The organism is Pantoea sp. S61 (assembly GCF_016625145.1).
In the GTDB taxonomy this organism is placed as follows: domain Bacteria; phylum Pseudomonadota; class Gammaproteobacteria; order Enterobacterales; family Enterobacteriaceae; genus Pantoea; species Pantoea rwandensis_B.
The window spans coordinates 46,838-71,648 of record NZ_JACVUO010000022.1 but is presented as its reverse complement, the minus strand read 5'-3'; the positions used below and the strand labels follow the sequence as shown (position 1 = coordinate 71,648).

24 protein-coding genes are annotated in these 24,811 nt (G+C 56.2%); 5 read left to right on the top strand and 19 right to left on the bottom strand.

Annotation, left to right across the window (positions count from 1 at the left end; translation table 11 throughout):
• Positions 1-76 precede the first annotated feature (76 nt).
• The 10 genes from purF to IAE30_RS26315 form a co-directional block, all read right to left on the bottom strand.
• On the bottom strand, positions 77-1,594 hold the full coding sequence (purF, locus tag IAE30_RS26360) for an amidophosphoribosyltransferase (RefSeq protein ID WP_034825114.1): 1,518 nt from the start codon (positions 1,592-1,594) through the stop codon (positions 77-79).
• Between the two features lie 36 nt (positions 1,595-1,630).
• Positions 1,631-2,116, bottom strand: coding sequence for a colicin V production protein (gene cvpA, locus IAE30_RS26355; RefSeq protein ID WP_034825265.1), 486 nt, complete (start codon positions 2,114-2,116; stop codon positions 1,631-1,633).
• A 251-nt stretch (positions 2,117-2,367) separates the two neighbouring features.
• Positions 2,368-3,123 carry a cell division protein DedD gene (gene dedD, locus IAE30_RS26350; RefSeq protein WP_045831629.1) on the bottom strand — a complete coding sequence of 252 codons (756 nt, stop codon included), beginning with the start codon at positions 3,121-3,123 and terminating at the stop codon, positions 2,368-2,370.
• Positions 3,113-4,381 carry a bifunctional tetrahydrofolate synthase/dihydrofolate synthase gene (gene folC / locus IAE30_RS26345; RefSeq protein ID WP_200539204.1) on the bottom strand — a complete coding sequence of 423 codons (1,269 nt, stop codon included), beginning with the start codon at positions 4,379-4,381 and terminating at the stop codon, positions 3,113-3,115. Before folC ends, dedD begins: the two co-directional genes overlap by 11 nt.
• A 189-nt stretch (positions 4,382-4,570) precedes the next feature.
• On the bottom strand, positions 4,571-5,479 hold the full coding sequence (gene accD, locus IAE30_RS26340) for an acetyl-CoA carboxylase, carboxyltransferase subunit beta (RefSeq protein ID WP_034825118.1): 909 nt from the start codon (positions 5,477-5,479) through the stop codon (positions 4,571-4,573).
• 132 nt (positions 5,480-5,611) lie between these two features.
• Complete coding sequence (locus IAE30_RS26335; RefSeq protein ID WP_045813660.1) at positions 5,612-6,274, bottom strand: DedA family protein; 663 nt, start codon at positions 6,272-6,274, stop codon at positions 5,612-5,614.
• Between the two features lie 36 nt (positions 6,275-6,310).
• The gene (truA, locus tag IAE30_RS26330) at positions 6,311-7,117 is read right to left on the bottom strand and encodes a tRNA pseudouridine(38-40) synthase TruA (RefSeq protein ID WP_369800278.1); all 807 of its coding nucleotides are present in this window, start codon (positions 7,115-7,117) and stop codon (positions 6,311-6,313) included.
• The gene (locus IAE30_RS26325; protein WP_045813661.1) at positions 7,117-8,127 is read right to left on the bottom strand and encodes an aspartate-semialdehyde dehydrogenase; all 1,011 of its coding nucleotides are present in this window, start codon (positions 8,125-8,127) and stop codon (positions 7,117-7,119) included. The genes truA and IAE30_RS26325 overlap by 1 nt, the downstream gene beginning before the upstream one ends.
• A 102-nt stretch (positions 8,128-8,229) precedes the next feature.
• Positions 8,230-9,354, bottom strand: a complete 1,125-nt coding sequence (gene pdxB, locus IAE30_RS26320) for a 4-phosphoerythronate dehydrogenase PdxB (protein ID WP_200539203.1) — start codon at positions 9,352-9,354, stop codon at positions 8,230-8,232.
• A gap of 166 nt (positions 9,355-9,520) precedes the next feature.
• The gene (locus IAE30_RS26315) at positions 9,521-10,300 is read right to left on the bottom strand and encodes a helix-turn-helix domain-containing protein (protein ID WP_200681290.1); all 780 of its coding nucleotides are present in this window, start codon (positions 10,298-10,300) and stop codon (positions 9,521-9,523) included.
• A gap of 95 nt (positions 10,301-10,395) precedes the next feature.
• Between IAE30_RS26315 and IAE30_RS26310 the strand changes: the two genes are divergently transcribed.
• Both IAE30_RS26310 and flk read left to right on the top strand, forming a co-directional pair.
• The gene (locus IAE30_RS26310) at positions 10,396-11,301 is read left to right on the top strand and encodes a DMT family transporter (protein ID WP_200681289.1); all 906 of its coding nucleotides are present in this window, start codon (positions 10,396-10,398) and stop codon (positions 11,299-11,301) included.
• Positions 11,302-11,415: 114 nt separating this feature from the next.
• Positions 11,416-12,447: a flagella biosynthesis regulator Flk gene (gene flk / locus IAE30_RS26305; protein WP_200539200.1), complete on the top strand. Its 1,032-nt coding sequence runs from the start codon at positions 11,416-11,418 to the stop codon at positions 12,445-12,447.
• A gap of 1 nt (position 12,448) precedes the next feature.
• Here the strand turns inward: flk and IAE30_RS26300 are convergent, their stop codons facing one another.
• Entirely contained in the window at positions 12,449-12,892 is a 444-nt protein-coding gene (locus IAE30_RS26300; RefSeq protein WP_038645682.1) for a rhodanese-like domain-containing protein, read from the bottom strand.
• 86 nt (positions 12,893-12,978) lie between these two features.
• Between IAE30_RS26300 and IAE30_RS26295 the strand changes: the two genes are divergently transcribed.
• A complete protein-coding gene (locus tag IAE30_RS26295; RefSeq protein WP_200681288.1) occupies positions 12,979-14,415 on the top strand; it encodes a PLP-dependent aminotransferase family protein in 1,437 nt (478 codons plus the stop codon).
• Here the strand turns inward: IAE30_RS26295 and IAE30_RS26290 are convergent.
• Positions 14,378-15,559, bottom strand: a complete 1,182-nt coding sequence (locus tag IAE30_RS26290; RefSeq protein ID WP_038645678.1) for an MFS transporter — start codon at positions 15,557-15,559, stop codon at positions 14,378-14,380. The genes IAE30_RS26295 and IAE30_RS26290 overlap by 38 nt on opposite strands.
• A 219-nt stretch (positions 15,560-15,778) precedes the next feature.
• Complete coding sequence (gene fabB, locus IAE30_RS26285) at positions 15,779-16,999, bottom strand: beta-ketoacyl-ACP synthase I (protein WP_038645675.1); 1,221 nt, start codon at positions 16,997-16,999, stop codon at positions 15,779-15,781.
• A gap of 155 nt (positions 17,000-17,154) precedes the next feature.
• Between fabB and mnmC the strand changes: the two genes are divergently transcribed.
• Positions 17,155-19,167 carry a bifunctional tRNA (5-methylaminomethyl-2-thiouridine)(34)-methyltransferase MnmD/FAD-dependent 5-carboxymethylaminomethyl-2-thiouridine(34) oxidoreductase MnmC gene (gene mnmC, locus IAE30_RS26280; protein WP_200681287.1) on the top strand — a complete coding sequence of 671 codons (2,013 nt, stop codon included), beginning with the start codon at positions 17,155-17,157 and terminating at the stop codon, positions 19,165-19,167.
• 30 nt (positions 19,168-19,197) lie between these two features.
• On the opposite strand, the gene IAE30_RS26275 is transcribed toward mnmC, so the two are convergent.
• The 6 genes from IAE30_RS26275 to prmB all read right to left on the bottom strand — a co-directional run bounded on the left by IAE30_RS26275 (position 19,198) and on the right by prmB (position 24,073).
• Positions 19,198-19,479, bottom strand: coding sequence for a YfcL family protein (locus IAE30_RS26275; protein WP_038645671.1), 282 nt, complete (start codon positions 19,477-19,479; stop codon positions 19,198-19,200).
• A 156-nt stretch (positions 19,480-19,635) separates the two neighbouring features.
• Positions 19,636-20,181 carry an elongation factor P hydroxylase gene (locus IAE30_RS26270; protein WP_034825153.1) on the bottom strand — a complete coding sequence of 182 codons (546 nt, stop codon included), beginning with the start codon at positions 20,179-20,181 and terminating at the stop codon, positions 19,636-19,638.
• A 67-nt stretch (positions 20,182-20,248) separates the two neighbouring features.
• Positions 20,249-21,046 carry a sulfite exporter TauE/SafE family protein gene (locus IAE30_RS26265; RefSeq protein ID WP_160869171.1) on the bottom strand — a complete coding sequence of 266 codons (798 nt, stop codon included), beginning with the start codon at positions 21,044-21,046 and terminating at the stop codon, positions 20,249-20,251.
• Between the two features lie 130 nt (positions 21,047-21,176).
• Complete coding sequence (mepA, locus tag IAE30_RS26260; protein WP_200681286.1) at positions 21,177-22,001, bottom strand: penicillin-insensitive murein endopeptidase; 825 nt, start codon at positions 21,999-22,001, stop codon at positions 21,177-21,179.
• A 7-nt stretch (positions 22,002-22,008) separates the two neighbouring features.
• Positions 22,009-23,094: a chorismate synthase gene (aroC, locus tag IAE30_RS26255; protein ID WP_038645661.1), complete on the bottom strand. Its 1,086-nt coding sequence runs from the start codon at positions 23,092-23,094 to the stop codon at positions 22,009-22,011.
• Between the two features lie 46 nt (positions 23,095-23,140).
• Positions 23,141-24,073 carry a 50S ribosomal protein L3 N(5)-glutamine methyltransferase gene (gene prmB, locus IAE30_RS26250; protein WP_038645659.1) on the bottom strand — a complete coding sequence of 311 codons (933 nt, stop codon included), beginning with the start codon at positions 24,071-24,073 and terminating at the stop codon, positions 23,141-23,143.
• Positions 24,074-24,229: 156 nt separating this feature from the next.
• On the opposite strand from prmB, the gene smrB reads away from it, so the two are divergent.
• Positions 24,230-24,778, top strand: a complete 549-nt coding sequence (smrB, locus tag IAE30_RS26245; protein ID WP_034825165.1) for an endonuclease SmrB — start codon at positions 24,230-24,232, stop codon at positions 24,776-24,778.
• Positions 24,779-24,811: the final 33 nt, after the last annotated feature.

Genomic DNA, 24,811 nt, shown 5'->3' with positions numbered 1-24,811 from the left:
GCTCACTGAACAAAAATACAAAAACAAACAGGGCGGAGTCTCCCCCGCCCTGTTAAAGATGAGCACCACGAGGCCGTTAGCCTTCGTTATGCAGCTCCAGACCTTCCACTTCGTTCTGACGCTGAATCGCTTTCGCATCGTCATTACGCAGTGACTGCAAATACTCGAGGTACTGCTGGTCGACATCTTTGGTGACGTAAACGCCGTTGAATACCGAGCACTCAAACTGTGCGATATCCGGGTTCTCTTCACGCACTGCTTCGATCAGGTCATCGAGGTCCTGGAAGATCAGCGCATCGGCTTTGATCAGCTGACGAATCTCTTCCACTTCACGACCATGCGCGATCAGTTCGGTAGCGCTCGGCATGTCGATGCCGTAGACGTTCGGGAAACGAATTTCCGGCGCGGCAGACGCCAGGTAAACGCGTTTTGCACCGGCTTCGCGCGCCATTTCAATGATCTGCTCAGAAGTGGTGCCGCGCACGATGGAGTCATCGACCAGCAGCACGTTCTTATCACGGAACTCGGCACGGTTGGCATTCAACTTACGGCGAATCGCGCTACGACGCATATGCTGGCCCGGCATGATAAAGGTGCGGCCCACATAGCGGTTTTTCACGAAGCCCTGACGGTATGGCTTGTCGAGAATACGGGCGATTTCCAGCGCGGCATCCGTGGAGGTTTCCGGGATCGGAATGACCACGTCGATATCCAGATCTTCCCATTCGCGGGCAATTTTCTGACCGAGTTTGGTGCCCATACGCACACGTGCGCTGTAGACCGACACCTTATCAAGGAAGGAGTCCGGACGCGCAAAGTAGACGTATTCGAACAGGCATGGGTTGGTTTTTGGATTCTCAGCACACTGGCGCGTGGAGAGCTGGCCCTGCTCGGTGATGTACACCGCTTCACCAGGCGCCACATCGCGGATGAACTCGAAGCCTAACGTATCCAGTGCCACGCTTTCAGACGCCACCATATATTCGGTGCGACCATCAGCAATCACGCGTTTACCCAGAACTAATGGGCGAATCCCGTTTGGATCGCGAAACGCGACTAAACCATGGCCAATAATCATCGAAACCACTGCGTAAGCGCCGCGCACCTGTTGGTGCACTGCCGCTACCGCAGCAAAAATGTTGTCAGCTTCCAGCGGGTCGTGCTGGAAACGGTCGAGCTCCTGCGCAAAGATATTCAGCAGGATTTCAGAATCAGAGGTGGTGTTAACGTGACGGCGACCCACTTCGAACAGATGCTTACGCAGTTCGTGCGCGTTGGTCAGGTTGCCGTTGTGCGCCAGCGTAATGCCATACGGGGAGTTTACGTAGAAAGGCTGCGCTTCAGAAGCGCTGGAGCTGCCCGCGGTTGGATAGCGAACATGGCCAATCCCGATATTACCCTGCAAACGCTGCATGTGGCGAGCTTCGAAGACATCGCTCACCAGGCCATTCGCTTTACGCAGACGGAAGCAGTTAAGCGCATCGATGGTACAAATGCCGGCGGCATCTTGCCCGCGGTGCTGCAGCACCGTTAACGCGTCATAGATCGACTGGTTTACTGGCATAAAACCGGTGATACCAACAATACCGCACATGTTGTCATTTCCTCATTGGCCGCACTCCCGGTGGCGTTACCGGGGTATAAAACTGGACGTGCTTTTCAGGTAATCGAAAAACCACCTGATGATGTAACTGAACTGGGGAATGAGTTGCGACTGTTGCCAGTCCGGGCTTTTGGAAAAGCCGGTGAATGTATCGAGGAAGAAGAGCATAGCGGAAACAATCAGCACGCCACGCAACGCCCCGAAACAGACCCCCAACACCCTGTCGGTTCCCGACAAGCCGGTTTTTTCCACCAGCGAGCCGATCACATAGTTCACGATGGCACCCACTATCAGGGTGGCAACGAATAACACCGCTATCGCGATGCCGTTGCGAACCAGTTCGTCGTCAAAACCTGTAAACCAGACTGCAAGGTAGGTGTAGTAATGACTGGCGACAAAAAACGCGCATCCCCAGGTAACTAGAGATAAGGCTTCCCGGACAAACCCACGAATCAGGCTGACCAGAGCCGAAAAACCAACTACCGCAATAATGACGTAATCAATCCAGATCATGAACGCTTCCAACCCAGTGCTTATGCACCCCTGCATCCAGTTCGGGGCGCATTCTAACAGAAAAAGAAAACGTTTGCGTAGGGTTTTCCGGTTCTGTATCCATAAAAAGGGCGATGAAAAAAACTTTCCTCGCCCTGAGTAAAATCAGCAATTTAACTCACTGATATAAAACAGATTTACCACAACATTCTCGCTTAACCGCTTGTGCTATACCGCGCCTTTTACTGCTATCGGCGCGGCTTATCACAGCATTAACGCGTGCCGTACGGTTTCACCACGCCACCGAGCCCGGAGATGCTTTGTAACTCACTCAGCGAACTCTGCAGCTTCGCTTTTGAGGCATCCGGACCCACGTAAATGCGTGTGATTTGTCCCTGCACCGGCGTGGATGGCACGGTAAAGGCACGATATCCCGACAGACGCAGTTGCGCCACGATCTCACTGACCTTGGCCGCGTTCTTTAGCGCACCCAGCTGAACCACAAACGCCTGCCCCGCAGGAGCCGCTTCCGGTTCACTCTGTTTCGGTGTTTCGACCGCTTTTGGCTGCTCAACCGGTTTCGGCTGTTCTACCACTTTTGGTTTGGGTTGCTCGACCGGTTTTGGTTTCGGCTGTTCAACCGGTTTAGGTTTGGGCTGTTCGACCACTTTCGGCTTCGGCTGCTCAACCGTCTTCGTCTGCTGATGCACCGGCGGCGGTGTCACCAGCGTAGGCTCGCTGTTCTGCACCGGTTGCGCATTGCCATTGCTGGCCGAGCTGCTGGCTTTACCGTTATCCGGGGTTTGCGCCGTGCTCGCCCCTTCCGGCGGCTGCGCCGGGAGCGGTTGCGTTACCGGCGGCACCATTTCGCTATCCTGCTGATCGTCCGGCTTTGGCACCAGCGGAATCGCCGCGAACTCTTCTTTATAATGCTTTTTCTTGCCGTCGAGCAGCCCCGGCAGCACGATGACGCCAATCGCCACCAAAATGACGGTACCGACTAAGCGATTTTGAAACTTACTTGCCACTGCCATTCTCCGCTGACATCGATTCCATAACCTGTGCAACGGTGTGGAAAGAACCACACACCAGAATCACATCCTCAGGCGCGGCTTGCTGACGCGCGGCCTGCCATGCTGCATCGACGTTATCATACGCATTGCCACCTTCAAGGTGGGCGATCAGCTCATCGGCGGTGGCGCCACGCGGACCGTCAAGCGGTGCACAGAACCAGCTATCCACCTGCGGTGCCAGCGCGGCCAGCGTCCCCGCAATGTCTTTGTCATGCAACATGCCGACCACTGCATGCACTTTACCGCTTTTCGGCAACTCCGCCAGACGCGAAGCCAGATAATGCGCGGCATGCGGATTGTGCGCCACATCGAGAATCACGCGCGGGCTTTCACTCACCGTCTGGAAGCGCCCGGGCAGAATCGCTAAAGGCAGATTTTCGCGGATCACTGCTTCGCTGACGTTGAGTCCTGATGCGCGCAGCGCGGTCAGTGCAGTCGCCGCATTGGGCAACGGCACCTGCGGCAACGGCAGGTCGTGCAGCTCACCGTGTGCGTCCTGTAACGTCCAGCTGTTTTCCTGTTTCTGCCACTGCCAGTCGCGATTAATTTGCAGTAGCTGCGCGCCCTTCTCTGCCGCGACTTCGGCGATGGTGTGAGGCATATCCGCCTCACCCACGACCGCCGGTTTGCCACCGCGGAACACGCCAGCTTTTTCCCGGCCAATGCTTTCGCGATCCGGCCCCAGCCAATCGGTGTGATCGAGCGCAATGCTGGTGATCACCGCAACATCCGCATCCACGATGTTGGTGGCGTCAAGACGTCCGCCCAGACCCACTTCGAGGATCACCACATCAAGATTGGCCTCACGGAACAGATTCAGTGCGGAGAGGGTGCCGAATTCAAAGTAAGTAAGTGAAATGTCACCGCGTCCGGCTTCAATACTGGCGAAGCTGGCGCTGTGCAGCGCTTCATCCAGCTCGGAGCCCTGCACGCGCACGCGTTCGGTGTAGCGCACCAAATGCGGCGAGCTGTACACGCCCACGCGATAGCCCGCTGCCAGCAACAGCGTTTCCAGCGTGCGGCAGGTGGTCCCTTTGCCATTGGTGCCGGCAACAGTGAAGATAAACGGAGCGGGTTTTAGCAGGTCAAGGCGTGCGGCGACGCGTTGAATACGATCCAGACCCAATTCGATGGCCTGAGAATGCAGATGTTCAAGATAATGAAGCCACGTGGCCAAAGGCGACGTGGCTTGAGGAAGCTGCAGAGTGTCCATGTGTCCCGTTTACTCATCTTACACATCGTCATTCAAGCCGCAGCGGCGTGGGCTGCACTCAATCCCCCCCGGTCCCTTACTGAGTAAGCTGCCGGAGGATTCATTCGTTTGCCGCCTTGCTGCAACTCGAATGACAGGGTGTTTACGGTTCATTGGTGAAAAGCGTTAACCACCGCTTTTCGTTGCCTGTCAGGCCTCGTTGCTCTCCGGCACAGCCGTAGAAGGCTGATCACCATCCTGCAGCGGCGCTGGCAGGTTCATCATTTTCGCCAGCAGGCTGGCCAGCTTAAAGCGCATTTCCGGACGACGGATGATCATGTCGATCGCGCCTTTTTCGATCAGGAACTCACTGCGCTGGAAGCCCGGTGGCAGTTTTTCACGCACGGTCTGTTCGATAACGCGTGGGCCGGCAAAGCCGATCAGCGCTTTCGGCTCTGCGACGTTCAAATCGCCCAGCATCGCGAAGCTGGCAGAGACACCGCCCATGGTTGGGTCGGTCAGCACGGAGATGTACGGCAAGCCGCGCTCCTGCATTTTCGCCAGCGCTGCGCTGGTTTTTGCCATCTGCATCAGCGACTGTAACGCTTCCTGCATACGGGCACCGCCACTCGCAGAGAAGCAGATCAGCGGGCAGTTATCTTCCAGTGCCTGCTCAACGCCACGCACGAAGCGCGCGCCAACCACAGAACCCATTGAGCCGCCCATAAAGGAGAACTCAAAGGCTACCGCCACCACGGGCATTCCGTGCAGCGTCCCTTTCATGGCGATCAGCGCATCTTTCTCACCGGTGTCTTTCTGCGCGGCAACCAGACGATCTTTGTACTTCTTGGAATCGCGGAACTTCAGCAGATCCTTCGGTTCCAGCTCGCTGCCTAATTCAACCAGAGAACCTTCATCCAGCATGGTGTGCAGACGCTCACGGGCGTGCATGCGCATGTGGTGGTCGCACTTCGGGCAGACCTCAAGGTTACGCTCCAGTTCGGCGCGGTACAGCACCTGACCACAGCTATCGCATTTGGTCCAGACCCCTTCCGGGATACTGGCTTTGCGCGTTGGCGTGGTGGTGCTTTTATTCAGTATGCGTTCAATCCAGCTCATTGATGACCTTTCTGTTTAATGCTGACCTGGTCCAGTCTTCTTGTGACTGCTGAAATCACCTTCAGCAGGTCGTAAATGTCGCTCATTAAACCACAACCCGTTCACGCTGTGGATAAAAATCTGGTGACGGGCTTACTGTGGCTTCTGCTGACGTGCCTGACGGCGATGGCGCCATACTTCAATCACGCCTGGCAAAATTGAGACCACAATAATGCCCACAATCAGCAGTTTCAGGTTCTCCTGCACCACCGGCAAATCACCGAACTTGTAACCGGCATAGGAGAACAGCAGCACCCACAGCAGCGCGCCCGAGACGTTGAAGAGCGCAAAGTGGCGATAAGACATGTGTCCCATCCCCGCCACAAAGGGGGCAAAGGTTCGCACGATTGGTACAAAGCGCGCAAGTATAATGGTTTTGCCACCGTGGCGATCGTAGAAAGCGTGGGTTTTATCCAGATAGCTGCGACGGAAAATTTTCGAGTTCGGATTACTGAATAGCTTTTCTCCGAACAACCGACCAATAGTGTAGTTCACCGCATCACCGAGGATGGCAGCAATCACCAACAGTGTGACCATTAAATGCACGTTGAGATCGTTACCGGGCAGAGCCGCCAGCGCACCAGCAACAAACAGTAACGAATCCCCTGGCAGGAAAGGTGTGACCACGAGGCCGGTTTCACAGAACAGGATCAGGAACAGAATGGCGTAAATCCAGACGCCGTACTGCGCCACCAGTTCGGCTAAATGCACATCAATATGGAGAATAAAGTCGATCAAAAAGTGGATGAATTCCATAATGTTCCGGCTCCCAAACATCCTTACTCATTTAAATTAATCTGCGAGGAACAAAGGTCCCAACGCAGGCTGAGGTAACGCAAAATGGGATGGGTAATCCACCGCCACCAAATACAACCCCTCGGCTTTAGCGGTCGCTGCCGCCAGAGTACGATCTTTTGCCGCCAGCAACTCAGCCATCCAGCTTTCCGGCTGGTTGCCGCAGCCAATCTCCATCAGGCTGCCGACAATATTGCGCACCATGTGGTGCACGAACGCGTTGGCTTTGATATCGACGATCACATAAGGCCCGTAACGTGTGACGTTAAGGTGCATCACGTTGCGCCACGGCGTGCGCGACTGGCACTGCACCGCACGGAACGAGGTAAAGTCGTTCTCGCCAATTAAACACTGACCGGCACGCTGCATTTTCTCGACATCCAGCGGATGATAAAAATGGGTGATGCCGTTGCCAAGAATCGCCGGTCGCAGCCGCTGATTGAAAATCACATAGCGGTAACGACGCGCCGTGGCGCTAAAGCGGGCATGAAATTCTTCCGGCACCGCTTTCACCCAACGTACGGCGATGTCGTCAGGTAAATTGGCATTCACACCCAGCGTCCAGGCACTGTCGGCGCGCGGCGAGGTGGTTTCGAAATGCACCACTTGCCCGGTACCGTGCACACCGGCATCCGTGCGTCCAGCGCAGAACACCACCACCGGGTGATTCGCCACTTTCGACAGCGCTTTCTCCAGCTTTTCCTGCACGCTGCGCACTTCGTTCTGTCGCTGCCAGCCGTAGTAACGGCTGCCGTCGTACTCAATGCCTAACGCCAGCTTAAATGTCGTTTCTTCAGACAACATTAATAGAAGTACTCCTGCACCAATTTCTCAGCGGTTTTTACCGCCATCAGTGCGCCGCCGAAGCGAACGTTGTCAGCCACGGACCAGAATTGCAGCAGCTCAGGGAGACCGTAATCATTACGCACGTTGCCAATGCTCAGCGCATCATTACCTGATGCATCGCTGACGGGCGTCGGGTATTCACCGTCTGCGCTGAGGTTAATGTCCTCAGCACGATCCAGTTCATCTCGCGCTTCTTCGGCTGACAGCGGACGTAAATTTTCGACATGCACAATCTGCGTGTTGCCGTAAAACACCGGCGCCTGCACGCTGCTGACGGCAATCGGCAAGCCCTCGTCCTGCAGCACTTTGCGCACCTGATCCACCAGACGACGTTCACTCTCCACGCTGCCATGGCTATCCGCTAGCTGCGGCAACAGGTTGAACGCCAACTGACGACCAAAATAGTGCTCATCTGCCGGTACACCATTCAGCAAGCGCGCGCTTTCGCCCGCCAGGCCATCCACTGCCGCTTTACCGTGGCTGGAAACCGAAATCAAATTGGTCACCTGCAAACGGCTTAAACCCGCAGTATCCACCAACGGTTTGATAGCGCTTAACAGCTGGCTGACCAGCGCATCGGCCACCGTCACGATGTTGCGATTGCGATAATCGGCCAGTACCTGTGGGTTCACATCCGGCACCACCAGCGGGACATCCGGCTCCAGCGCGAACAGATCGCTGCTGTCGATCACCAGGCAACCCTGGCTCGCGGCTTCATCCGCGTAACGCGCGGAAGCTTCACGTCCGGCAGCGAAAAACGCCAGCTGCGCCTGAGTCCAGTCAAATTCAGCCGCATCCTGCACGCGCAGGGTGCGACCATCAAAACGCACACTTTCACCGGCGCTGTTTTCGCTCGCCAGCAGATACAATTCACCAACCGGGAACTGGCGTTCTGCCAGCAATTCCAGGACAGCGTTCCCTACTGCGCCTGTTGCGCCCAATAGCGCAATATTCCAGCCGTCAGACATGTTGGTTTACTCCAGACAATGACATAAAAACAGAAGGCGGTGATGACACCGCCTGACATTTAAGACTTTTCCCGCGCGAAAACGCAGGGGATTGATTTAACTTTACAAACTGGCGCGGAAACCGAGCTTTTCCAGCATCGCGGCGCTATCGGCATCATCACATTTTACCTGTAGCGATGACCATTCACGACGCTCTTCATACTGCTTGCGCAGGCGATCAAACTCGCCCGGTTTGGCAGCCACTTTTCGCAGTGGCGCATCGTCGCGGCGCACATCATACACCAGGTGCACCAGTCGTTTCAGCGTTGGCTGATCGAGCTTACCGTGCAGCGTAATGGTGCCAAATTCCGGTGCAGGCAGCAGACTCTCCAGCGCCACCTGTTGCGGCTGACCGATAAACGCGCACCAGGCTTGAAATACTTGTGTCGTGCCGCGCGCTTTGCCTTCCAGCGTATAGCCCGCAATGTGTGCCGTGGCGATATCCACTTTATCCAGCAGATCGAGGTTCAGATCCGGCTCCGGCTCCCACACATCCAGCACCACGCTGAGGTCGCTGCGCATTTTCAACACTTCCAAAAGCGCGGCGTTATCCACCACCGGGCCTCGGCAGGCATTGATCAGGATGGTGTTGGGTTTGAGTGCCATCAGCAGTGCCATGTCGGCCAGATGCCAGCTTTTATAGGGGCCGTCTTTAAACAGCGGCGTATGGAAGGTTAGAATATCGGCCTGTGCCACCAGCTCATCCAGCGAGTGGAACCTTTCCTGATCGCCACGATCCGCACGCGGCGGATCGCACAGCAGGGTTTTCACTCCCCAGGCTTCAAGACGTTTTTGCAAACGACCACCCACATTGCCAACGCCGACAATCCCCACGGTACGATCGCGCAGTTCAAAACCATCGCGCTCGGCCAGCAGCAGCAATGAGGAGAAGACATACTCCACCACCGCAATCGCGTTACAGCCCGGTGCCGCCGAGAAGGCGATTCCAGCGGCCGCCAAAGAAGCATCGTCCACATGATCAGTGCCAGCCGTGGCGGTACCCACGAACTTCACCGGCGTACCAGCCAGCAGCTCAGCATTCACTTTGGTCACCGAACGCACCATCAGTCCGCTGGCATCCTGCAACTCTGCTTCGGGTAACGGACGTCCAGGCACGGCCAATACTTCACCGGTGCGACTGAAGAGTTCACGAGCGTAAGGCATGTTTTCATCGACGAGAATTTTCACTGCGGCGGTCCTGTCTGCTGAGGCGTTTGAGGCGCGTATTCTTACATATACCCGTCATACTTCAAGCCACAGATACGTTGGCTGCGTAGATACCCTCCGTTACTGACCGAGGCCCCACACCTTTGCCGCCTTTCTGCGACGCGAATGATTTCAGGTCTAACCCATTTCAACTTAACCGGCTGCGGTAGCGATCCGGCGTGGTGCCGGCCTGCTGCTGGAACATCACAATCAGCGCTGATGACGAGCTATAGCCGAGTTCGTGTGCAATGCCCTGCACGCTGCAGCCCTGCTCCAGGAGTGCAATGGCCCGCAAAAACCGTAAACGCTGGCGCCATTCGCTGAACGACATTTTCAACTGCTGCTGACAACGTCGCGCCAGCGTACGCTCGGTGGTAAACACGCGCTTCGCCCATTGTGCCAGCGTGGTGTTGTCACCGGGATTTTCTTCCAGGGCACGCAAAATCGGCGCGAGGAATTTGTCGTCCGACAGGGGCAAATAACTGGTGTGCACTGGTGCCTGGCGCAGACGATCAATTAAGACCTCACACAATCGCCAGTCCGCTTCGATCTGAGGTTGTTCCAACTCGCGCTGCGCAAAGTCATCCATGATGGCGTGCACAATCGCATCAACGTGCAGCAAACAGGCATTGTCGGGCATCCCCGCACAGAGATCGGCGGCGAGGTTGAAGGTGCGAAACTGGGCATGGCAATGGTTATAGCTACTGTGCCGTTGTCCTGGCGGGATCCAAATCGGCATATCAGCTGGCGTTAATAACCGTTCCCCCTCCACTTCCATTTCAAGCACGTGGCTGGTGACGAAAATCACCTGACCCCAACTGTGAAGATGCGGCAGATATGCGGTTTTCGCGTTAGCCTGCTCGTAGCGCATAAAATAGCGCAGCAGCGACGCATCAACGGGAGGTTGATACTCGATCTGTAAATTCATTCTGTCCGGTCATTAACGAATATTGTCCGATTTTAACTATCTAAACAAAACCGGTCAAATGTAAACTATTCGCGATTAAACTCAGGAGTCGTACGATGAATTTACTGTTTCCGCTGATCGCGGTGATGGTCTGGTCGATCAATACCATTGTCAGCAAACTCTCTGCCGGGAGCATCGATCCTGCCGCCATCTCCTTTTATCGCTGGCTGCTGGCATTGATCGTGCTGGCCCCCTTCTGCCTGCCCGGCGTGTGGCGCCATCGCCACGCCGTGAAGGCCAATCTGTGGCGATTATTGATCCTCGGCCTGTTGGGCATGGTGCTTTATCAGAGTCTCGCCTACTATGCCGCCCACAGCGTGTCGGCGGTGATGATGGGTATATTAGGCGCCACGATTCCGCTGCTGACCATTCTGCTCAGCTTATTCGTTTTACGCCTTGCGCCGACGCGCGGCATTTTAATTGGCGGCCTGTTGTCCTTTGCCGGTTTGGTCTGGCTGGTGAGTGAAGGGAATCCGGCACAGTTGCTGAATCAGCGTCTTGGCAACGGCGAGTTGATGATGCTGGCGGCTTCCACCTCGTATGCGCTTTACGGTGTGCTGACTAAACGCTGGGCGATCCCTCTGCCGACCTGGCAGAGCCTGTACGTACAGATTTTCTTTGGCGTGTTGCTGTTACTGCCTGGATTCTTGCGCGCACCGGACGTCACGCTGAATCTGCATAACATTCCGCTGGTGCTGTTTGCCGGGCTGTTCGCGTCCATTATTGCGCCATTCTTGTGGATCCTTGGCGTGCAACGTCTGGGCGCCAGTACGACAACCATTTTTATGAATTTTGTACCCGCGTTTACTGCCATTATCGCGGTGATGTTCCTGCATGAGCAGTTGCACGCTTATCACTGGATAGGTGGCGGGATGACCTTAGTCGGTGTGATTCTGGCGCAACGCCTGAAAACACCCCTGCGCAAGCCGCGTGAGTCAACCGTTCACGATCCTGCCACCTGATTTTATTGTCCCGAAAGGCCGCAGCCCCCGTGGATTTCCCGGGGGCTTTTGTTATCATATGGCCTCTTTTTTCCGGCGCACCCGGATCTGACCTCGTTTTTCAAGGATTCCGCCATGCAACCTCTCAGCGGTCCCGGTGTGCCTGCGGGCGATCGTTCAACGCTCACTCATGCGACTGGCCCCACTCGTCCTGGCGGACCGGCGGGCGAACAGCCACTCTCCCCTGCCCAGCGCACCACGCTGGAACGTCTGATTGTGCGCATCATGTCACTCAGTACCTTGAAAGCCCCTGAATTGTGGGCTGGCGTACGCCATGAAGTGGGCGTAAAGAATGATGCTGAGCTGCAATCGCGTCATTTTCCTGCCGCCGAACAGCATTTGAATGGGCGTTTAACCCAGGTGCAGAACAGCCTTGCAACGCGCCAGCTGTTGCAGCAGTTATTGGAGAAGCTGCCGCAGGGAAATAATCGTCAGGCGGTGAGTGACTTTATCCGTCAGCAATTCAATCAAACGGTGCTGAGTGCGCTCTCGCAGGATCAGCTACGTCAGGTGCTGACCATGCTGCAAAATGGGCAGATGGCGATCCCACAACCGCAGCAAACGCGCGTGTCCGACCGCACGCTGCTGCCGGCTGAACAGCAATCTCTGAATCAACAGGTTACGCGCCTCGCGGCCACGACCGGTGAATCACCGGTCAAGCTGCTGTCTGAAGCGCTGAAACTGGTCAATCTGAAGAGTGGCGATCCGATTCCCTCTCGCCACTTCCCGCTGCTGACACAATATTTGCAGGTACGTCAGACGTTGGGTCAACACAGCGCACCGACCTTACAAATGCTTGAAACCTCGCTGAAGCAGCCGTTGACGCATGATGAACAGCGTTTGCTGGAGGATTACAGCCAGCAGCGTTTCCAGGCCACGCCACAGACAGTGCTGACGCCCGCGCAAACCCAGGATCTCCTCAATTTACTCTTCAGTCGTCGCGTCGAGAAAACGCTGGAGCAGCCGCACACTGCCAGCGATCTGCGCCCGCAGCCGATCTGGTCGCCGTGGATCGAGATATTACCGCGTCCACTGGCTCAGCGCCCGGCACTGACGTTAATCCTTGGCCTGGCGCTGTTCTTCTTTTTACTCTGGCTATTTCTGTAACTTAACAGCCACAGTGCGCGCCGGGTGCGGCCTGTGGCCATTCGCCGGGCGACGTTCCCCACGTTAACGGATGCCCATCGCGTTTCCAGAAATCCAGCCCACCTATCAACTCTTTGACCTGAAAACCCAGCGAAGCCAGTTTCCATGCCGCTTTAGTTGAGCCGTTGCAGCCAATGCCATCGCAGTAAGTGATATAAACCTTGCTGCGATCCAACTGTGCTGTGGATTCGGCATTCATAGTGCGATGCGGAAACGAGAGCGCCCCGGTGATATGCCCCGCCTGATAAACCTCAGTGGATCGTGCATCGATCACCACAATCGCGCTCACGCCTTGCGCCAGATCTTCTGCCAAATCCCAGGCGTCAGTGTAGTAACTCAGTTTGTGCTGCAGATAGGCCACGCTCTCTTGAGGATCGGCGGGTGGGAAGAGTAAGACTGATGACATCGCATTCTCCTTGTGTAATTTTCCCTGAGTTTACGGCAAAGTGGTCTGCAATCTGATACCACTTTTTCCACAGTGATAAGACCACCATGCGCCACTCTTTTTTAGCACTGTTTAATCATGCGTCATCCGGCGGCTTGCGTGAACGTTTGTGCCATACGTTACGCCAGGCCATTACCAGCGGTCATTTACACCATCAGCAACGCTTACCCTCCAGCCGTCAGTTAGCCGAGGATTTGTCACTGTCGCGGGTGACGGTGGAAGCCGCTTATGCGCAGTTAGAGAGTGAAGGCTATCTGGAGAGACGGGCGGGTCGGGGTACTTTTGTATCGATTGCGATGCCTGCACGGGCGGCGACCACACCCGCACAGAGTTCACCCCGATTCTCCCGACGCGGCGAGCAGATTCTGGCGACGGGTGGCTGCCAGGATCCGCCGTTCCCCCATGCGTTTGCCGCCGGTTCGCCTGAATTACGCGCTTTCCCGCATACGCAATGGCGCCGGATCAGTAACAGCGTACAGCGCTCGCTGGGTAGCCAGGTGATGGGCTATGGCGATCCACTGGGCTTTATGCCGCTTCGTGAGGCGGTGGCGGATTATGTGGCGTTATCACGCGGCGTACGCTGCGCTGCCGGGCAGGTGGTGATCCTAACCAGTTCACAGCAGGCCTTGCAGTTACTGGCTCTGATGTTGCTGGATGCCAATGATGAAGTCTGGCTTGAGGAGCCGGGCTACCCCGGCGCGCGTAACGCATTCCTCGCGGCGGGTGCACACTGCCGCGCGATGCCGCTGGATGGCGAAGGGGCAATACCGCTGGAAGGCGATGCCAGGCTGGTTTATTTGACGCCGGGACATCACTATCCCACCGGCACCGCGATGAGCCTGACCCGCCGTCTGCAATGGCTCGACTGGGCGCGCCAACATCAAAGCTGGTTGATAGAAGATGATTACGACAGTGAGTTTCACTATGACGATCGCCCGATTCCCGCCTTGCAGGGCCTGGAGAATCATAGCCGGGTTATCTGCCTCGGCACCTTTTCCAAAACGCTCTTCCCCTCCCTGCGACTGGCGTGGATGGTGGTCCCGCCAGCGCTGGTGGATGCCGTTGGTCGCGCACGCAGCATTCTTGATGGACACAGCGCGCTGTTGCCGCAAGCGATCACAGCAGAGTTTCTGCAGCAAGGTCATTTTGCCAGCCACCTGCGGCTAATGCGTCAGCTTTATCACAGTCGCCGCGATCGATTGCTGGAGCAGATCAACACGCGCCTGCAGCCGTGGCTGACGCCGCTGCAGGCATCTGGCGGGCTGCAGCTGATGGTATCATTGCATCAGGGTGAGGAAGCACAACTCACGCAGCAGGCCAGTGAAATTGGTCTGCTGTTGCCGCGTCTGTCGCCGTTATACACCAGCAGTCAGTCGCAACCAGGCTGGCTGCTGGGCTTTGCCGCGCTGACGCCGGGTGAGATTGTCAGCGCCTGCGATAAACTGGTTACGCTGCTGTCGCGCTACGCGCAAACGACCAGGTGACGAGAATGCCCAGGGCTGCGCAGCAGGCACCCGCAAGGTAGACCGAGCCATAACCCAATGCCGTGGCGAGCAGGCCGGTCAGTGGGCCGCTGGCACCGTAAGCGATATCCTGGAAAGCAGAGAAACCGCCCAGCGCCGTGCCACGAATTTGTGGCGAGACGCGTTTGATCACCTCGACGCCGAGCGCCGGGAAAATCAGTGAACAGCCGCAACCGGTGAGCGCGGCACCCACCAGCGCCATCCAGCCAGAGGTTGCACATGCCAGCACCAGCAAACCGGCGGTTTCCACCAGCAGCGAAATCATTGCGACGCGGACGCCACCGTGACGATCCGGCAGGCCGCCAAAGAAAACACGCACCAATACAAAAGCACAGCCAAATGCGGTCAGGGCAAAACCGGCATTGCCCCAGTTTTCTGCAGCAAAATAGAGCGAGGTAAAGGTACCGATCACGGCGAAACCGGTGCCCTGTAACGCCAGCGCCATGCCGGGTTGAAAGATGGTTTTCACCACGCTGAGCAATGAGGGACGTTCGCCACCCACCACCGGCACTTTAGTGACCCAGCTATTGATCGCCAGCGAGAGCAGTGGCAGTAACAGCGCGACACCACCGAGTGCCGCGAATCCGCCATGCTGATTGATCAGCAAACCCAGCGGTGCGCCCGCTGCCAGCGATCCATAAATCGCCATACCGTTCCACGACATCACCAGGCCGGATCGTTTGCTGCCCACCAACCCCATGCCCCAGGTCAGATTGCCGGTGAGCAGCAAGCTTTCACCAAATCCGAGTAACAAACGCCCCACTGCCAGCAAACCAAATTTTGCCCACGGCGAAACGGGCAACAGCGCCGCGGCCAGATACGCCCCACCCACCAGCGCGATGGCGATCATACCGTGTTGCGTGGTGAGCTTTGCACCGTGCTGATCGGCTCGGCGTCCGGCGAAGCTGCGCGTCAGCAGCGTGGCGAAGAACTGAATCCCTACCGCAACACCCACCATCAGGTTGCTCATGCCCAATTCCTGATGCACGTACAGCGGGATGACCGGGAGCGCCAGCCCTGCGGTTAAATAAGTGAGAAATACCGCAAAGGATATGCAACCCAAAGGCAGCACAGATTGCGTCTGCGTATCAGCAGCCGTGGACATGATGGTATGAACTCCTTGTTCAGAGCGTGTGCGACAAGCGAGACCCTCTTACACGTTCGTGTCTTGCATTCAGACGAAAACGGGTTATTTGGTTCATAATGTGCACAAACGATTATTTTATTTCAGGCAAGATGGGATGAGTGTAGGCAAGCAGCGGGGGAAATGTCAAAACCAACAGGGGCCGGATAGACCGGCCCCTGGAAAACTGTGATCACGCGATTAAGCTGGCAGCTTACGCATGGTCAAGGTGGCGTTGGTGCCGCCGAAACCGAAGCTGTTGGACATCACGGTGGTCAGCGCTTTTTCAGTCGGCTGCGTCACGATGTTCAGGCCTTTACCGGCTTCATCCAGCTCTTCGATGTTGATGCTTGGCGCGATGAAGTTATGCTCCAGCATCAGCAAGGTGTAGATCGCCTCCTGCACGCCGGCTGCACCCAGTGAGTGACCGGTCATGGCTTTGGTCGCAGAGATGAACGGCGAGTTGTCACCGAACACTTCCTGAATCGCGCCCAACTCTTTCACGTCGCCGACTGGCGTTGAAGTGCCGTGGGTGTTGAGGTAATCGATTGGGGTATCAACGCCCTGCATAGCCATCTTCATGCAGCGCACTGCGCCTTCGCCTGAAGGAGCAACCATATCTGCGCCGTCTGAGGTTGCGCCGTAACCGACGATTTCAGCGTAGATGTGCGCGCCACGCGCCAGAGCATGCTCCAGCTCTTCAACCACCACCATGCCGCCGCCGCCTGCGATCACAAAACCATCACGGTTTGCATCATAGGTACGAGAAGCTTTTTCTGGCGTTTCGTTGTATTTGGTAGACAGTGCGCCCATCGCATCAAACTCACAGGCCATTTCCCAGCTCAGCTCTTCGCCGCCGCCAGCAAACACGATGTCCTGTTTACCCAACTGAATCTGCTCAACCGCGTTACCGATGCAGTGTGCGGAAGTGGCACAGGCAGAGCTGATTGAGTAGTTCACGCCGTGGATTTTGAATGGAGTAGCCAGACAGGCTGATACACCTGAACCCATGGCTTTGGTCACCACATAAGGACCAACGGCTTTCAGGCCACGCGGGCCACGCATCGCATCGGCACCGAAGACCTGGTAACGCGGAGAACCACCGCCTGAACCGGCAATCAGACCCACGCGTGGGTTGTTCTGATATTGCTCATCAGTCAGACCGGAATCCTGAATCGCTTCCGCCATTGACAGGTAAGCGTAGATTGAAGCATCACTCATGAAACGCACGATTTTGCGATCGATGAGCCCGTTGGTATCCAGTTTGACGTTGCCCCATACGTGGCTGCGCATACCGATATCTCTCATCTCTTCAGAGAAGGTGATACCCGAACGGCCTTCACGCAGAGAAGCCAGCACTTCTTGCTGGTTATTACCAATGCTGGAAACGATACCCAGGCCAGTAATCACTGCACGTTTCATTCAATAGTCCTCATTCCACTTCTTTTGGATTGACGTGCACTCTAGCTTACAGTTGTAAGCCGAACAAGTCCGATCAGCCATTTCCTTTTGTAAATTTGCGTCATGTGACGGCAGTCGTTAAAATCGCGCCACTGCCTGAAATATGAGCCTTTCCCGTGAAGTTATCCCCGGTTGAACACGCGCAATTAAACTGGAATGATCAGGGTACACCTGTTTCCCGAGCATTCGACGACGTCTATTTCTCCAACGACAATGGGCTGGAGGAGACGCGCTATGTTTTTCTTGATGGCAACCATATTCCTGCCCGCTTTGCTCAACATTCGCGCGATCTTTTTATCGTCGCTGAGAGCGGTTTTGGGACTGGTCTTAACTTTCTCACCCTGTGGCAAGCCTTCGATCGCTTCTGTAGCGAACATCCCGACGCGACACTTAAGCGCCTGCACTTCATCAGCTGCGAAAAATTCCCACTGACGCAAACCGATCTGATTGCCGCACATGCGCACTGGCCCGAGCTGGCGCCATGGGCCGAACAATTACAGCAACAGTGGCCACAGGTGCTGCCGGGTTGTCAGCGTTTACTGTTCAACAGCGGTAAAGTCACGCTCGATCTCTGGCTCGGTGATATTAACGCGCTAATTAATACCTTTGATGACAGTCTTAATGCTCAGGTGGATGCATGGTTTTTAGATGGTTTTGCCCCCGCTAAAAACCCGGAAATGTGGACGCCAGAACTTTTCGCCGCCATGGCGCGTCTGGCGCGTCCAGACGGGACGCTGGCAACGTTCACTGCCGCCGGATTTGTGCGCCGTGGTTTGCAGGAAGCCGGGTTCACGGTGACCAAACGCAAAGGCTTTGGTCACAAGCGCGAAATGTTAACCGGCGTAATGGAACAGGTTGCAGCCCTACCCCACACCCAGCCATGGTACGCCCGCCCTGCGGCTCGCACTCAGGAAGTGGCGCTGGTTGGCGGTGGCGTGGCGAGTGCCGTACTGGCGCTGGCGCTGCTGCGCCGCGGCTGGAAGGTAACACTTTATTGCGCCGATGCCGCGCCCGCGCTGGGTGCTTCCGGCAATCGTCAGGGCGCACTTTACCCGCTGCTTAATCAGCACGATCCCGCTCTCGCTACGTTCTTCCCTGCGGCGTTCACCTTTGCCCGCCGTTTGTACGACCAGCTACCGGTGATGTTCGAGCATGACTGGAGCGGTGTGTTACAACTCGGCTGGGACAGCAAAAGTGCCGATAAAATTGCCCAGATGCTGGGGATGGGATTGCCACATGATGTGGCGTACGGCGTAAGTAAGGAAGACGCGCAGCAGTTAGCGGGCGTCGATACCGGTTGTGGTGGCATTTTCTATCCTCAAGGCGGCTGGCTCTCTCCGTCGCAATTGACCAGCAACCTGTTGGAGCATGCGCAAACGCTGGGTTTACGCCTGCACTGGCTGCATCGCGTCACCACGCTGGAAACGACGACTGAGGGGTGGACCCTGAACTTCAGCGAGCAGCCCTCGGTGAATCATCAGCAGGTGGTGCTCGCCAATGGCCATGCGCTGCTGGAGATTGAGCAGAGCAAAGACTTGCCCGTATACGCGGTGGCGGGCCAGGTCAGTCATGTGCCGACCAATCCTGAGCTGGGCGCGTTAAATACCGTACTCTGCTATGACGGCTATCTCACGCCAGTCAGCCCGCATTTCAATACCCACTGCATCGGGGCCAGCTACCATCGCGGCGATACCACAACCGATTTCCGTGCTGACGATCAGCAGGAAAATCGCCAGCGCCTGGTGAACTGCCTGCCGGATGCGCAGTGGCCGCAGCAAGTGGATATCAGTGATAACGAGGCGCGTGTCGGCGTACGCTGCGCCACGCGCGATCACTTACCGATGAGTGGCAGCGCGCCTGATTACGCCGCAACGCTGGCACAATACGCTGATTTGCCGGAGCAGCGTGCACGGGGTGAAACCCTTGCCGATGCACCGGTTCATACTGGTTTATTTGTGCTGGGTGCGCTGGGTTCACGCGGTTTGTGCAGCGCGCCGCTGGCAGCGGAAGTGCTGGCGGCACAGATGAGTGGTGAGCCGCAACCGCTGGATATCACTACGCTGGCGGCATTGAATCCGAATCGTTACTGGGTAAGAAAACTGCTGAAAGGTAAGAAAGCGGGACGCTAGGATGACGGGGCGAGCGGTCGCCCCGACTTATCAGGCGTTCTGACGCGCCTGCTGGAACAAATTATCCCACATGCCAATCACCAGCGCCTGATCGCGCGGTGACAGTTCACCCGCCGCAATCGCATTCTGCAGGCTGTTGGTCACATGGATTTGCAGCGCTTCAGGTGTGTGCTCACCGCTGATTTCAATCTCAGCCACCGCCAGGGTCAGATGACCACGCAGATAGCCACCGGCAAACAGCTCGTCGTCACTGGCGTGATCAACCATATCGTCAATCAATGCCAGGATGCGGGATTCGAATTCTACGATCATCGTCTTGTTCCTTATTACCCTTGATACGCCGCGCCGCTACTGCGCTGGCATCACGCCCTCACCTCGTTACACGCTGGTTCGCGTTCCCGGGGTTTGTTCATTCGCCGTCATGCTGCAACGCGGGTGACTTTGGGTCATTAATAATATATTTGCGAATCACAAATCTTCCGGCCACGGGAAGTGTGCCGCCGTCAGTGCTGGCGTACCGTAATAGCTGGCTAACGCATCGATAAAGCGAGCCGGACGTGCCGGGATACCCTGCTCAAAATAGGTCATCACCTGAGCATGGACCTTGCGCTGGAATGCGATGCGGTCGGGTTCACAATCGCCTTCGAGGTTGTCACAACTGACATTGAAGGGGAAGCCTGCTGCGACACAGAACAACCATTCCAGCGCCTGTGGCTTGACTTCAACTGATTCGAACTGACTTTGCGTTTGCGCATCCCGCCCATCCGGGCAGTACCAATAACCAAAATCCACCAGCTTGCGACGCGCTTCACCGGCAATACACCAGTGAGAAATTTCGTGCAGCGCGCTGGCGTAGAAACCGTGAGCAAACACCACGCGGTTCCACGGTGATTCCTCATCCGCTGGAAGATAAATAGGTTCGTCATCGCCTTTAATTAGACGGGTCTGAAAGTCTTCAACAAAGCAGCCATCAAAAATATCCACCAGCTGCTGGTAATGATGTTCTGTACTCATAATATTTTAATCTTTAAAAAAATTAGCGCCATTGTCGCATTGGCAGCCGTTCTTGACGAGTACTGCTTTACAGCGTGGCTATCCACGCCAGCAACGCGCTGCCATGACTATCCCACAATAATTTGGCGCTCATCACGGCGGATACAGTCACCACCATCGGGCGGATCAGCTTCTGACCCCGGCTCAGCACCAGTCTGGCGCCGATACGCGCACCCACGAATGCGCCAATCAACATGATCACGCCTGTGCCCCACACCACCTTTCCGCCGAACATAAAGAACAGCAGACTGCCGAAATTGGAGGTGAAATTTAGGACTTTGGCGTGGGCGGTGGCCTTGGCAAGATTGAAGCCACATAGCGTCACAAACGCCAATGCATAGAATGAACCGGCACCCGGACCAAAAAAGCCGTCGTAAAAACCGACGCAACCACCGCCGACCAGCGCAAAAGCGATCCCCTGCAGGCGATGTTCACGATCCGACTCGCCCAGCCGCGGCATCAGCAGGAACCATAAACCGATACTGATCAGCAGGAGCGGCAGAATTTGTCGCAGCACCTCCGCCTGAATATGCTGAATCAGAACCGTGCCACAGACTGCGCCGATAAAGGTCATGGCAATGTTCAGTCGCTGTTCACGCAGTTTCACCGCGCCGCGACGCACAAAATAGAGGCTGGCAGAGAAAGATCCGCCTACCGACTGCAACTTATTGGTGGCTAAAGCCTGAGCAGGAGAGAGCCCCGCAGCGAGTAATGAAGGAACGGTGAGTAAGCCACCACCGCCGGCGATGGAGTCGATAAACGCTGCCAGCACCGCAACCAGAAACAACACGCCCAGCAACAGTGGGCTAACAACAAAGAGGTCCATTTTTTTCTCGTAAAGTTAACCCGACCGTTCTTATTGCAGGCTGGGCATCCTTGCTCTCTCCTGGTCTCACAAACATCCGTGCGTGGGAGAGAGAACGTTGCCAATGCTCCTGCAACAGGCAGCATCAAGGCTAGAGTAAATGACGATCTAATAGTGCCTGACAGGAGGGTGGCAACGGCGGCGGCGTTTTCTTCACAGGCGGCGTGCTACCCGGTTTTTTCGGCAGGAACCAACTGTCTAACTCTGCGCCACAACCATCACCCGGCGGCGGTGCAGCCTGATCTTCGCACTCTAAACTGCCTGCCGGACAGCGCAGACGTACGTGCATGTGGGCACGATGGGCAAACCACGGGCGCACTTTATTCAGCCATGCACGATCGCTTCCGGCATCCGCACAAAGCTGCTTTTTAATCGCCGGATTAACGAAGATGCGCGTCACTTCATTATCTTTCGCCGCCAGCTTGATCAGGCTGTCAATCGGCGGCTGCCAATGACGTGCAATCACTTGCTTATCATCCGGTGCCACCAAATCCAGCGGCTGTGGCTTCAGCAGCTGTTGCGCCGTCCAGCGATTTTGCGGCAGCTGCAACCAGATATCGACATCCAACCCGGTTTGATGGCTGGCATGCCCACTGCTGAAACGCCCGCCGGCCGCCATGCCCATATCACCAATCAACACTTGCCCCAGCTGCAACTGATGCACCTGGGTACTAAGACGTTGAATAAAAGCAATCAGATCGGGATGGCCGTAATAACGCCGCTGATCCTGGCGCATGACCTGATAGTTAGGTGAATTGAGAGGCAGTTGCTGTGCGCCGACAATACAGCCATTGGCAAACCCGCCAATCGACTGTGGGCTGCCAGCAATCGGCTGATGAATTTGCTGCCAGGGCGTGGCAGCAAAGGCAGTCGCACTGCACAACAGCGCGGCAACGATAGTGAGCAGGCGGCGCATCAGTGGCTTACCAGCGCGGAACGCTGCTGTTGACGTCACCGTTCTGCGCACGCTGACGCAGCAGGTGATCCATCAACACAATCGCCATCATCGCTTCGGCAATGGGCACCGCACGAATGCCCACGCAAGGATCGTGGCGACCTTTAGTAATCATCTCCACTTCTTCGCCCTCACGCGTGATGGTTTTACCCGGCACGGTGATGCTGGAAGTGGGTTTCATTGCCAGGTTCGCACTGATGGTCTGGCCGCTGCTGATGCCACCCAAAATGCCACCCGCGTGGTTGCTCTGGAAACCGTCGGCACGAATCTCATCGCGATGCTGGCTACCGCGCTGGTTAATCACCGCAAAACCGTCACCGATTTCCACGCCTTTTACCGCGTTGATGCTCATCAATGCATGAGCCAAATCGGCATCCAGACGATCAAATACCGGCTCGCCCAGTCCCGGTGGCACGTTTTCCGCCATCACCGTGACTTTGGCACCGATCGAGTCACCCTCTTTCTTCAGGCCGCGCATCAGTTCGTCCAGCGCATCCAGCTTAGAGGCATCCGGGCAGAAGAACGGGTTCTCTTCAACGATGCTCCAGTCTTTTAGCTCGCAGGCCACATCACCAATCTGTGCCAGATAGCCACGAACCTGAATGCCATGCTTCATTTGCAGATATTTTTTGGCAATCGCACCCGCAGCCACGCGCATCGCGGTTTCGCGCGCTGAGGAGCGCCCACCGCCGCGATAATCACGCAGACCATATTTTTGCTCGTAGGTGTAATCCGCATGGCCGGGTCGGAACAGATCTTTGATTGCGCCGTAATCCTGCGAACGCTGGTCAGTATTTTCAATCAGCAGGCCGATAGAGGTGCCGGTGGTGACACCTTCAAATACGCCGGACAAAATTTTCACCTGATCCGGTTCACGGCGCTGCGTGGTATAACGCGATGTGCCCGGACGGCGACGATCGAGATCGTGCTGAATATCCGCTTCCGTGAGCGGAATGCCTGGCGGCACACCATCAACGATGCAGCCCAGCGCAATACCATGCGACTCGCCAAAGGTGGTCACGCGAAAAACTTGTCCAATGCTGTTACCGGCCATTGTGGTTCCTTGTTACGATGTTGCGGGCGATGTTTCGCCCCATTTTTTAGTCTTTGTAGAAGGAGAAGTGATGCTGAGCCGCGACGATCTGCTCGCGCGTCAGCATGAACACGCCGTCACCGCCGTTATCGAATTCCAGCCAGGTAAACGGCACATCCGGGTACTGATCCATCATATGCACCATGCTGTTGCCCACTTCGCAAATCAGCACGCCCTGCTCACTCAGATAATCCGGCGCACAGGCGAGAATTCGGCGCACCAGCTTCAGACCATCACTGCCTGCTGCCAGGCCCAGTTCCGGTTCATGGCGATATTCATTCGGCAGATCGTCCATATCTTCCGCATCCACGTACGGTGGATTGGTGACGATCAGATCATATTTGACCTGCGGCAGTCCACGGAACAGATCGGAGCGAATTGGCGTGACGTGGTGGATCAAACCGTGTTCTTCAATGTTTTGCTCGGCCACGGCCAGCGCATCAGTGGAGATATCCACCGCATCGACTTCCGCTTCCGGGAAGGCGTAAGCGCAGGCAATCGCGATGCAGCCGCTGCCGGTACACATGTCGAGGATGTGATGCGGTTGTTCACCGATCAGTCCGGCAAAGCGGTTTTCAATCAGCTCGCCAATCGGTGAACGTGGCACTAACACGCGTTCATCGACATAGAACTCGTGACCACAGAACCAGGCTTTATTGGTGAGATAGGCCACCGGAATGCGCTCGTTTACGCGACGAATCACACGTTCAACAATGCGGTGACGCTCGCTGGCCGTCAGGCGCGCATTGCGCATATCTTCGGGGATATCCAGCGGCAGCCAGAGCGTAGGCAGAACCAGTTGGACTGCTTCGTCCCAGGGATTATCCGTGCCGTGGCCGTACCAAATGCCTGCCGCCGAAAAACGGCTGACAGCCCAGCGCAGCATATCCTGAATGGTGTGCAGTTCACTCACTGCCTCATCGACGAAAATCTTGTCCACGTAGCCCTCCGCAGGCCTTAAAATCAATCGGCCGATAGTGTGCCACGAAGCCGGGCAGAATTCAGCGCAGCAAGGCGAAAAAGCTGACATTTGTTAACGCTAAGCGTTAAGGTATGCCACCGGCTGTTAACCAGCCCTCTAACCCTATTTTGAGCCATGAGTAAGAAGACGCCCCTAAACCAGGACGATCAGGCGCTGTTTCGTGAGTTGATGAGCGGAACGCGTAAACTGAAACAAGACACTATCGTGCACAAACCGGTAGTGAAAACCCGCGAAGTCCCGCTGAAAAGACTGCTTTCCGAGCAAGCCGATAACAGTCACTACTTCTCAGATGAGTTTCAGCCTTTGCTCTCCAGCGAGGGGCCGATGCGTTATGTGCGCGCGGATGTCAGTCATTACGAGCTGAAGAAATTGCGACGCGGCGATTACACGCCAGAGATTTTTCTCGATCTTCATGGTTTAAGACAGCAGCAGGCCAAACAGGAGCTGGGGGCGCTCATTGCCGCCTGCCGCCGTGAACACCTGTTTTGTGCCAGCGTGATGACCGGGCACGGCAAGCATATCCTCAAGCAGCAAACACCGTTGTGGCTGGCGCAACATCCGCACGTCATGGCATTTCATCAGGCACCGAAGCTGTTTGGCGGTGATGCCGCTCTGCTGGTGTTGATTGAAGTTGAAGAGTGGCAACCGCCGGAACTGCCTTAGCTCTAAAAAGGAAAGGGCCGCAGAAGGCGGCCC

What these genes read in the sequence shown, in the direction of transcription:
- purF (WP_034825114.1), bottom strand. Translation starts at nt 1,594, where the DNA reads ATGTGCGGTATTGTTGGTATCACCGGTTTTATGCCAGTAAACCAGTCG.
- cvpA (WP_034825265.1), bottom strand. Translation starts at nt 2,116, where the DNA reads ATGATCTGGATTGATTACGTCATTATTGCGGTAGTTGGTTTTTCGGCT.
- folC (WP_200539204.1), bottom strand. Translation starts at nt 4,381, where the DNA reads ATGGACACTCTGCAGCTTCCTCAAGCCACGTCGCCTTTGGCCACGTGG.
- accD (WP_034825118.1), bottom strand. Translation starts at nt 5,479, where the DNA reads ATGAGCTGGATTGAACGCATACTGAATAAAAGCACCACCACGCCAACG.
- IAE30_RS26335 (WP_045813660.1), bottom strand. Translation starts at nt 6,274, where the DNA reads ATGGAATTCATCCACTTTTTGATCGACTTTATTCTCCATATTGATGTG.
- truA (WP_369800278.1), bottom strand. Translation starts at nt 7,117, where the DNA reads ATGTTGTCTGAAGAAACGACATTTAAGCTGGCGTTAGGCATTGAGTAC.
- IAE30_RS26325 (WP_045813661.1), bottom strand. Translation starts at nt 8,127, where the DNA reads ATGTCTGACGGCTGGAATATTGCGCTATTGGGCGCAACAGGCGCAGTA.
- IAE30_RS26315 (WP_200681290.1), bottom strand. Translation starts at nt 10,300, where the DNA reads ATGAATTTACAGATCGAGTATCAACCTCCCGTTGATGCGTCGCTGCTG.
- IAE30_RS26310 (WP_200681289.1), top strand. Translation starts at nt 10,396, where the DNA reads ATGAATTTACTGTTTCCGCTGATCGCGGTGATGGTCTGGTCGATCAAT.
- flk (WP_200539200.1), top strand. Translation starts at nt 11,416, where the DNA reads ATGCAACCTCTCAGCGGTCCCGGTGTGCCTGCGGGCGATCGTTCAACG.
- IAE30_RS26300 (WP_038645682.1), bottom strand. Translation starts at nt 12,892, where the DNA reads ATGTCATCAGTCTTACTCTTCCCACCCGCCGATCCTCAAGAGAGCGTG.
- IAE30_RS26295 (WP_200681288.1), top strand. Translation starts at nt 12,979, where the DNA reads ATGCGCCACTCTTTTTTAGCACTGTTTAATCATGCGTCATCCGGCGGC.
- IAE30_RS26290 (WP_038645678.1), bottom strand. Translation starts at nt 15,559, where the DNA reads ATGTCCACGGCTGCTGATACGCAGACGCAATCTGTGCTGCCTTTGGGT.
- fabB (WP_038645675.1), bottom strand. Translation starts at nt 16,999, where the DNA reads ATGAAACGTGCAGTGATTACTGGCCTGGGTATCGTTTCCAGCATTGGT.
- IAE30_RS26275 (WP_038645671.1), bottom strand. Translation starts at nt 19,479, where the DNA reads ATGATCGTAGAATTCGAATCCCGCATCCTGGCATTGATTGACGATATG.
- IAE30_RS26270 (WP_034825153.1), bottom strand. Translation starts at nt 20,181, where the DNA reads ATGAGTACAGAACATCATTACCAGCAGCTGGTGGATATTTTTGATGGC.
- IAE30_RS26265 (WP_160869171.1), bottom strand. Translation starts at nt 21,046, where the DNA reads ATGGACCTCTTTGTTGTTAGCCCACTGTTGCTGGGCGTGTTGTTTCTG.
- mepA (WP_200681286.1), bottom strand. Translation starts at nt 22,001, where the DNA reads ATGCGCCGCCTGCTCACTATCGTTGCCGCGCTGTTGTGCAGTGCGACT.
- aroC (WP_038645661.1), bottom strand. Translation starts at nt 23,094, where the DNA reads ATGGCCGGTAACAGCATTGGACAAGTTTTTCGCGTGACCACCTTTGGC.
- smrB (WP_034825165.1), top strand. Translation starts at nt 24,230, where the DNA reads ATGAGTAAGAAGACGCCCCTAAACCAGGACGATCAGGCGCTGTTTCGT.